Genomic DNA, 8,552 nt, shown 5'->3' with positions numbered 1-8,552 from the left:
AGACAGCGCTAGCGCCCGGCCGCCGCCGCTCGCCGCCGCCGCGCGACCGAGATCCACGCGCCCGCCGCCAGCAGCAGCGCCGCCACCGCGCCGGTCACGAGGACGCTCCGCCCGGACGCCCCCGTGTACGCCAGCGCACCCCGGCTACCCGCGGGCTCAGCCGCCCCTCGGACGACGGACCCGGTCCCCGCACCGGCTCCCGTCGCGCCGGTGTCCGTGCCCGAACCGGTGCCGGTCCCGGGCGCGGGCGACGGCACCGCGGTCGGCGACGGCGACGGCGGGACGACCACCGACCCGCCCGACTCCACGGCGACCCGGATCGTCGCCACGACGGTCTGCCCCGCGTCCGTCGTCACCTGGTACCGCACGGGGGTGGCCGATCCGGAGAACGTCGGCTCCGGCGTGAAGGTCACCCGTCCGTCGGCGCCGACGGTCCAGACACCCTCGCCGGGGACCCGGAGCCGCTTGCCGTCCGCCGAGAGCTCCGCCCCGTCGATCCCGTCGCCGCTCAACCGCAGCGAGCCGGGGTCCGCCGCGCTCCCGTCGAGCGGGTCGTTGCCGAGGACGTCGATCGTCAGCGGCCGACCCGGTTCCGCGGTGCCCTCGTCGTCGACCGCGACGGCCTCGGGCAGGACCACCTCGAACGCGGCGGTGTCGGCGTTGTTCGTCAGGTCGACGTCACTCACCGACCCGTCGAGCGCGATCGCCGAGCGTGCCGTGTCGAGCCGGCCGGCGTCGAAGTCGGTGACGCTCTCGACCGGTAGCGTCCACCGTCCCGAGCGGGTCGTCACGGGCACCGTGCCCCGCACCGTGAGCGTGATCCCGCTCCCGGGCGGCCCCGCCCAGTCGGCGTCCTCCGCGCCCGTGCCGCTCGGGGACGCGCACGTCGCCCCGGCGTCCGCGCGACACGTCCACCGCACGTCCGTCAGCGGCACGCCGGCGGTGACCGCCACGGTGCGCGCGAGCGCGTCGGCCGCGCCGCCGATGGTGGCGGGTCCGTGGTTCTCGGACCGCACCTCGAACACGGCGTCCGCGCCGGCGCGGACCGGTTGGTCGGTGAGGGTCCGGGCGGTCGTCACGACGTCGGTGGGCTGCGTGGCCCGCAGCCCCCGGATCTCGTGGAACTGCGACCGACCGCCCGTCGACGCACTGAAGCCGAAGCGCAGCCGGTCGGGCAGCGACGTCCCGGGGAGCTCGGCGGTGACGATCTCGCGGAGCGCACCGGGGACGGCGTCGGGGGCGACGGGGTCGGACATCGCGACCCGCACCCGGATGCCGTCGGCGTCGGTCGGCAGGACGTCGATCTGCACGTGCCGGTGGGTCGCGGCCGCTGCGGTGGTCTCACGGTCCTCGAGGAACCCCTCGCCGAGGTCCCCGGTGGTCGCGAGGACGGGGTAGCAGTCGCGTTCGGCCCCGCGGATCGTGACCGCGTTCGGCACGACGTCGGGCCGGGCGAAGTTGCCGAACCGGTCGAAGCCGACCCCGACGACGCCTCCGTCGAGGCCGTCGGCGCACGGTCGGGTCCCGTCGTGGTAACCGAGGCCGGCGCCGACGGGGCCGATCGACTCCAGTGGGACGGCGGCGTCCTGCAGGAAGAACCCGATGCCGTCGGCGTACCCGGTGTCCGTCGTGCTCCACATCCGCTCGTCGAACGCGACGCTCAGCCCCCGGCTGGAGTCGTAGGGCGACTCGTCGAACACCGCGGAGCTCACCCGCTTCGTGTCGTCGGTCAGTCGCAGCCACCGCCCGGCCGGGCCGTGGTCGACGATCGTCGCCTGGTCGTCGTCGGAGGCGATGCGGGTCCATCCGGCGGGCATGGTCGTGCCGAGCGGCAACCCGGCGAACGGGTCGGACACCGGGAAGGGCACGACCGCGTGCGCGGGGGAGGGTGTGGTGACCGTCGCCGCGAGGCCGCCGCCGACCACCACGAGGGCGGTCAGGGCGGCGCTCACGACGGCGCGCCTCGGAGTGTTGTGCATGGGGTCCTCTCTGCTGTGGTGCGGAGACGACCCTTCCCGACGCCCGCGGGGCGCGCAAGGAATATGTATCAGATATGTGAGTTCCGGACTGCGATCAGCCGAGGACGACGCTCCACGAGGACGCCTGCGGCCAGAGCTGGTGCTCCGGGAGCACGTCGAGGCCGCACGCGCGTGACCCGAGGCCGTGCTGCGCGAAGTCGAGGTACAGGTACAGGTGGTCGGACGCCGGCAGCTCGTACGGGTGCTCCGCGCGGTCGATCTGCTGCGCGGTCCACGGCGTCAGCGTGAAGCCCGCGCGGTGCCGCCCGACGGTGGACACGGTCAGCTCGCCGACGGACAGCGACCGCAGGGCCGGACGGTGTCCGTTCTCCTGGGGGCGCGAGTACTCGACACCGAGTGATCGGACCGGTGCGGTGAACCGGCCGACCCGTGCGGCGTGCGACGAGTCCGCGTAGGACTCCAACGGCCCGGTCCCGAACCAGGTGGCGTCCAGGTCCGTCAGAGCGGTCGGCAGGTCGAACCGCACCCCGATGCGCGGCCAGGTGACGTCCCACGCGCCGAACGGGACGGCGTCGGTCTGCAGCAGCAGCCCCTCGTCCGTCCGGGTCCAGCGGTGCGTCACGTCGACGCCCCAGCCGCTGTTCGCCGCCGCGACGCGCACCCGCTGCTCGAGGCCGGTGGCGGTCCGGTCCACCGACACGAGCCGGTGCGTCAGCCGGTCGAGTCCGCGCTGGCGCCAGCGGGTCGCCGAGGCCGGCGCGTCCGGGTCGCCGACGCCGTGCGTCAGCACCGGGTCGGCGGTCTCGTAGCCGCCCTGCGACGCCAGGCTGTCGTTGTCGGTCGGTGCGCGCCAGAGCTCGAAGCGCGGACCCTCGACCTCGTGTCCCTTCCAGGACACCAGGTCGCCCCGTGCCGAGAAGGTCCCGTCGCCGAGTCGGTCGCCGTCCCACCCCTGACGGGAGGCGCGGGGGACGTCCGCCGCGCGCGATGCGACGAGCGTCTGGGTGCGTGCCACGACGTGGCCGGTGTCCGCCCAGGCCGTCGGGCCGGCGAGTTCGGCGGTGACGTCGAACCAGAGTTCCTCGCCGGGAGCCAGCGTCCGGGCACGGGCGTCGAGGACGGCGTCGGGCACCGGGACGGTGGCGGACGAGCGTGCCGCGACGACGCCGGGGGCGAACCGACCCTCGTGCTCGACCACGCCGTTCCGCGACAGGGTCCAGTGGAACCGCAGTCCCGCGGTCGACGCCGAGTGGTACCGGTTCTCGATGAGCACGGTGGTGTCCGACGCGGACAGTCGGATCGGCGCCACGACCGCGGCGAACTCGGCCAGCCCCGGCGTCGGGGTGTCGTCGGGCAGCACGAGGCCGTCCATCACGAAGTTGCCGTCGTGGACGACCTCGTGGAAGTCGCCCCCGTACGCGTAGTAGGGCCGTCCGTCCGGCGTGTGCGCCAGCAGCCCGTGGTCCCGCCACTCCCACACGAACCCACCGTGCAGGCGCGGGTACGTGTCCACGAGCGCCTCGTACTCGGCGATCTGCCCGGGACCGTTGCCCATCGCGTGCACGTACTCGCAGTGGATGAACGGCTTCGACCGCTGCCGGGCCGCCTCGGCCGGGCCGCAGCCGAGCAGGGGCGTGGCCGGACCGCCGCCGATCGACTCGGTCTCCTGCAGCGTCGGGTACATCCGCGAGTACACGTCGGTGTACTCGCCCGTGTAGTCGCCCTCGTAGTGGACCGGACGCTCGTCGTCGCGGTCGTGCACCCACTGCGCCATCGCGGCGAGGTTCCGGCCGGTCCCGGACTCGTTGCCGAGCGACCACATCACGATCGACGCGTGGTTCTTGTCGCGCTCCACCGTCCGCGCGATGCGGTCGAGGTACGCGTCGCGCCAGTCGGGGTCGTCCGACGGGTTCCCGACCCAGTCGGTGAAGAGGAAGCCGTGCGTCTCGAGGTCGCACTCCAGGATCACCCAGAAGCCCAACTCGTCGGCGAGGTCGAGCACGCGGGGGTGGGGCGGGTAGTGCGAGGTGCGGATCGCGTTGACGTTGTTCCGCTTCATGAGCGCCATGTCCGCGCGCGCGTGCTCCTCGTCGAAGACCCGCCCGCGCACGGGGTGCGTCTCGTGCCGGTTGACGCCGTGGAACACGACCCGTTCGCCGTTCACCAGGAACCGGTCGCCGACGATCTCGACGGTGCGGAAGCCGAGCCGGAGCGACACGGTCTCACCGCCGGCGCTCCCACCGGCAGCGGTCCCGGTCGACAGGGTCGCGTCGTACAGCCGCGGGAGCTCGGCGCTCCACGGCTCGACGCCGTCGACCTCGATCGGCGCGACGTCGTCGGGACCCGCCCACACGACGTCCACGCCGAGCGACGGCACCGCGAACCGCACCGGGTACGCCGCGTCCAGCGTCGGGAAGGAGATCGTTCCGGTGCCGGTGGACGGCCTGCCGGACGCCGCGGTCCCGGCGCTCGCCGCGTCCCCGAGCACGGCGGTCCACCCGACCCGCACGAACACGTCGTCGATCGATGCCGTCGGCCGCGCCACCAGCGTGACGTCACGGAAGATGCCCGGCAGCCACCACTGGTCCTGGTCCTCGAGGTACGAGGCCGCCGACCACTGGTGCACGCGGACACGGACCTCGTTCGCCCCCGGTCGCAGCACGGACGTGACGTCGAACTCGGTCGCGAGCCGCGACCCGGTCGACCATCCGATGAGGGCGCCGTTCACCCACACCCGGAAGTGCGACTCCACCCCGTCGAACCGGAGCAGCACCCGGGCCGTGGCGTCGAAGGACGACGGCACCGTGAACGTGCGGCGGTGGTCGGCGGTCGGGTTCTCCTCCGGCGGGTGCGGCGGGTCGATCGGGAACGGGTACTGCAGGTTCGTGTAGCTCGGCGCGCCGTGCCCGTGCAGGACCCAGTGCGACGGCACCGGGATGGTGCCCCACTCGTCCTCCGGACCCGGGTCCGGGACGTCCGCGACCGGTGACCACCGGAAGTCCCACTCGCCGTTCAGCGACAGGGTGGGAGCGTCCGTGTGCAGCCAGGCCCGAGGGGCGAGCCGGGTGTCGGAGCCGGGTGCGGTGGAGGAGAGTGCGGCGATGGTCAACCCTTGACCGATCCTTCCGTGAGGCCCCCGCGCCAGAAGCGCTGCAGGACGATGATGGCGATGACGAGCGGGATGACCGAGACGAGCACCCCGCCGGTGGTGAGCTGGTAGAACTCCGGCAGCCGGTCGACCTGCGAGCGCCAGTTGTTCAGCCCGAGGGTGATCGGGTAGAGCTTCTGGTCGGCCAGCATGATGAGCGGCAGGAAGAAGTTGTTCCAGATGCCGACGACCTGGAACAGGAACACGGTGACGAGCGCCGGCGTCATCTGCCGCAGCACGATCGTGTGGAAGATCCGGAGCTCGCCGGCACCGTCGATGCGGGCCTGCTCGAGGAGCGCCGTGTCCACCGACGCCGTGGCGTACACGCGGCAGAGGAACAGGCCGAACGGCGAGACGAGGCTCGGGATGAGCACGCTCCAGTACGTGTCGGTCAGCCCGAGCGTCGAGAACAGCAGGAACAGCGGCAGCGCCGTCGCGGTCCCCGGCACGAGCACGCCGCCGAGGATCGTGCCGAACACGACCTGCCGACCGCGGAACTCGTACTTCGCGAGCGCGTACCCGCCTGCGGCCGCGAAGTAGGTCGCGAGGACCGCTCCGACGCCCGAGTACAGGATGCTGTTCGCGATCCAGCGGACGAAGATGCCGCCGTCGTACGTGAAGACCTGCTGCAGGTTGCTGAAGAGCGCGAAGTCGCCGCCGAACCAGAACCCGTTCGTGGCGAACAGGGCCCCGGTGGTCTTCGTCGCGGCGATCACCACCCAGTACAGCGGGACCAGGAAGTAGATCGCGACGATGACGAGGATGCCCGTCACCACGATCTGCGACCTGCCGGAGCGGTCGAGCTTGCGGCGCTGGTGCGCCGAGATCGACGTGGTGTCGACCGGGACCGCGGTCTTCGCGGTGGCAGGCGCCTGGACGGCTTCGCTGGTCATCGGTTGTCCCCCTCGGCCCGGAGGCGCGGTGCGGCCCCGGTGGTCGTGCTGCGGTTCGCGACGCCGGTCGCCGGACGCGACCCGTCGGCGGTGGCGACGCGCGTCTGGAGGGCGCGCCGCGCCTCCTGGCCGTCGCGCTTGGCGCGCTTCCTCTGGTCCCGCTCGTTCTTCGGCGGACGGTTCGTCAACGCGAGGAACGCGAACGACAGGATGAACGCGGCCAGCGCGATGATGACCGCCTGCGCACTCGCGACGCCGTACTCGTTGAAGGCGAACGCGTTCGTGTAGGCGGCGTAGTTCGGCGTGTACTCGGTGTCGATGGCCGGGGCGACCGTGGACAGGATCTGCGGCTCGGCGAAGAGCTGCAGGGTGCCGATGATCGAGAAGACCGTCGTGAGCACGAGCGCCGGTGCGATCAGCGGGATCTGGATCCGCCAGGCGACCTGGAACGCGTTCGCGCCGTCGACCTTGGCGGCCTCGTAGACCTCGCCGGGGATGGACTTCAGCTGGGCCACGATGATGAGCATGTTGTAGCCGGTGTACGTCCACGTGACGATGTTCGCGATCGACCACAGCACGCTGTTCGCGCCGAGGAAGTCCGGCTGCAGGCCGATTCCCTGCAGCAGCGACACGATCGGCGACAGGCCGGGCACGTACAGGAACGACCAGAGGATCGTCGCGATGACCCCGGGGACGCCGTAGGGCATGAAGTAGATCGCACGGAAGAACCCGGGCCAGCGGGCGCTCGCCGACTCGAGCAGCAGCGCGAGGATCGTGCAGGCGATGATCATCACCGGGACCTGCACGACGCCGAACAGCAGCATGCGGCCGATCGAGGCGACGAAGCCGGAGTCCTGCAGCGCGATCGCGTAGTTGTCGAACCCGGCGAACCGGCCGACCACGCCGTCCTCGCCGAAGAGCCCCTCGCGGTCGACGGTCGTGAACGACTGGAACAGCGCGCTGATGATCGGGATGATGAACGTCAGCAGGAACAGGGCGAGGAAGGGTGCGAGCAGGATCCAGGGGGCCCGCTTCTGGGCGACCGTGGCCTTCGTGCTCGTGCGGAAGCCGTTCTTCGGCTGTGTCGTGGTCATCGTGCCGTCCTGACGCTCAGGCCCTTGTCCTTGAAGGACTGGACGATCTCCTTCTGGGCGAGCTCCACCGCGTCGGTGAGCTTCAGGCCGCTGGTGAGCTTGCGGCGGAACTGGTTCTGCAGACTCGTGAACGCCGACTGCGTGACCGGGGACCACGACCAGTCGACGTTCTGCTCCTGCGATGCGGGCACGAAGACGTCCTCGTTGTAGTTCTGGCCGGAGAACCACTTGCTCGGCTGCTCACGCTGCCTGCCGATGTAGTCCTTGGCGGGCGACCACCCGATGCCGCAGTACTTGATCATCGCGTCGATGCCCTCCTTCGAGGTCGTCATCCAGGTGATGAACTCGAGCGCTTCCTTCGGGTGCTTCGCGTTGGCGAGCACGGCGGCCGTCGAGCCGCCGATCGCGCTCGACCCGAACCCGGTGTCGCCCCACTTCTGCATCGGTGCGACCTTCCACTTGCCCTCGCCGCCCTGCACGGACTCGATGAGGGCGTCGCCCCAGCTCGCGCTCGTGACGGCGGCGATCTTGCCGCTCGCCGCCGCGGCGTACCAGCCGGGGGAGTACGCACCGGCACTCGTGTCGACGAGCTTGTCGTCGATGACGCCGTCGAAGAAGTCGGCGACCATCATGGTCTTGTCGTCGGTCATGTCGACGACCCACTCGTCGCCGTCGACCTTGAACCACCGGGCGCCGGCCTGCTGCGCGTACGCGGCGAAGGGGGAGGCGTCGGCGACGGGGAAGACCTCGAGGTAGTTCTGGGCCCCGGTCGACCGGACCTTCTCGGCGAGGTCGCGCCACTCGTCCCACGTCGTCGGGGGTTCGCCGCCGGCCTGCTCGAGGATCGCCGTCTGGTAGTAGAAGCCCATCGGGCCGGTGTCCTGCGGGATGCCGTAGATGCCGTCCACGAACGACACCTGCGCCCAGGCCGCGTCGTCGTACTTCGACTCGAAGTCCTTCGCGCCGTACCGGGCGAGGTCGGTGAGGCCGTTGGCGAGCATGAACTCGGGGATCTGGCGGAGCTCGACCTGGCCGATGTCGGGGCCACCGCCGGCCGCGAGCGCCGAGTACATCTTCTGGTAGCCGCCGCTGTTGCCGCCGGGGATCCAGTTGGCCGTGACGTGGATGTCCGGGTGCGACTCGTTCCAGACGTCGCACACCTTCTGCAGGTCCTTGAGCCAGGCCCAGTAGGTCAGCTCGACCTTCTGCCCGCTCGGCGCGGCGGGGATGAGTGCCGCCTTGTTCACGTTGGTGGAGCCCGGCACGGCGCACCCGGCCAGGAGTCCGGCGGCAGCGGTGCCCAGGCCGAAGCCCAACAGCTGTCGTCTCGATATCGCGCTTCGGTTCGCTTGTGGCCGCATTGCCTGGACTCCGGTTCGTCGTCGATCGGGGTGCCCTCCACCCAACCACAAAACCGAGCAGGGCTGTACTTTCACGC

At 71.4% G+C, this 8,552-nt stretch carries 4 protein-coding genes and 1 pseudogene; all 5 read right to left on the bottom strand.

Features of this window, described 5'->3' with window-relative positions; all coding sequences use genetic code 11:
- Positions 1-8: 8 nt before the first annotated feature.
- The 5 genes and pseudogenes from ACNQOV_RS08330 to ACNQOV_RS08310 all read right to left on the bottom strand — a co-directional run bounded on the left by ACNQOV_RS08330 (position 9) and on the right by ACNQOV_RS08310 (position 8,475).
- Positions 9-1,952, bottom strand: a complete 1,944-nt coding sequence (locus ACNQOV_RS08330) for an Ig-like domain-containing protein (protein ID WP_416394108.1) — start codon at positions 1,950-1,952, stop codon at positions 9-11.
- Between the two features lie 121 nt (positions 1,953-2,073).
- Entirely contained in the window at positions 2,074-5,088 is a 3,015-nt protein-coding gene (locus tag ACNQOV_RS08325; protein ID WP_416394107.1) for a glycoside hydrolase family 2 TIM barrel-domain containing protein, read from the bottom strand.
- Positions 5,085-6,020, bottom strand: a complete 936-nt coding sequence (locus ACNQOV_RS08320; protein ID WP_416394105.1) for a carbohydrate ABC transporter permease — start codon at positions 6,018-6,020, stop codon at positions 5,085-5,087. Before ACNQOV_RS08320 ends, ACNQOV_RS08325 begins: the two co-directional genes overlap by 4 nt.
- A 176-nt stretch (positions 6,021-6,196) precedes the next feature.
- Positions 6,197-7,114, bottom strand: a pseudogene (locus ACNQOV_RS08315) (carbohydrate ABC transporter permease); the annotation flags it as partial.
- Positions 7,111-8,475 (bottom strand): extracellular solute-binding protein, encoded by a 1,365-nt coding sequence (locus tag ACNQOV_RS08310; protein ID WP_416394104.1) that lies wholly within the window; start codon positions 8,473-8,475, stop codon positions 7,111-7,113. The gene ACNQOV_RS08310 and the pseudogene ACNQOV_RS08315, both read right to left, overlap by 4 nt.
- Positions 8,476-8,552 lie beyond the last annotated feature (77 nt).

The organism is Curtobacterium sp. LFS084, assembly GCF_047977705.1.
Taxonomy (GTDB): domain Bacteria; phylum Actinomycetota; class Actinomycetes; order Actinomycetales; family Microbacteriaceae; genus Curtobacterium.
The sequence above is the reverse complement of the archived record's forward strand: the minus strand, read 5'-3'. Positions and strand labels throughout refer to the sequence as shown.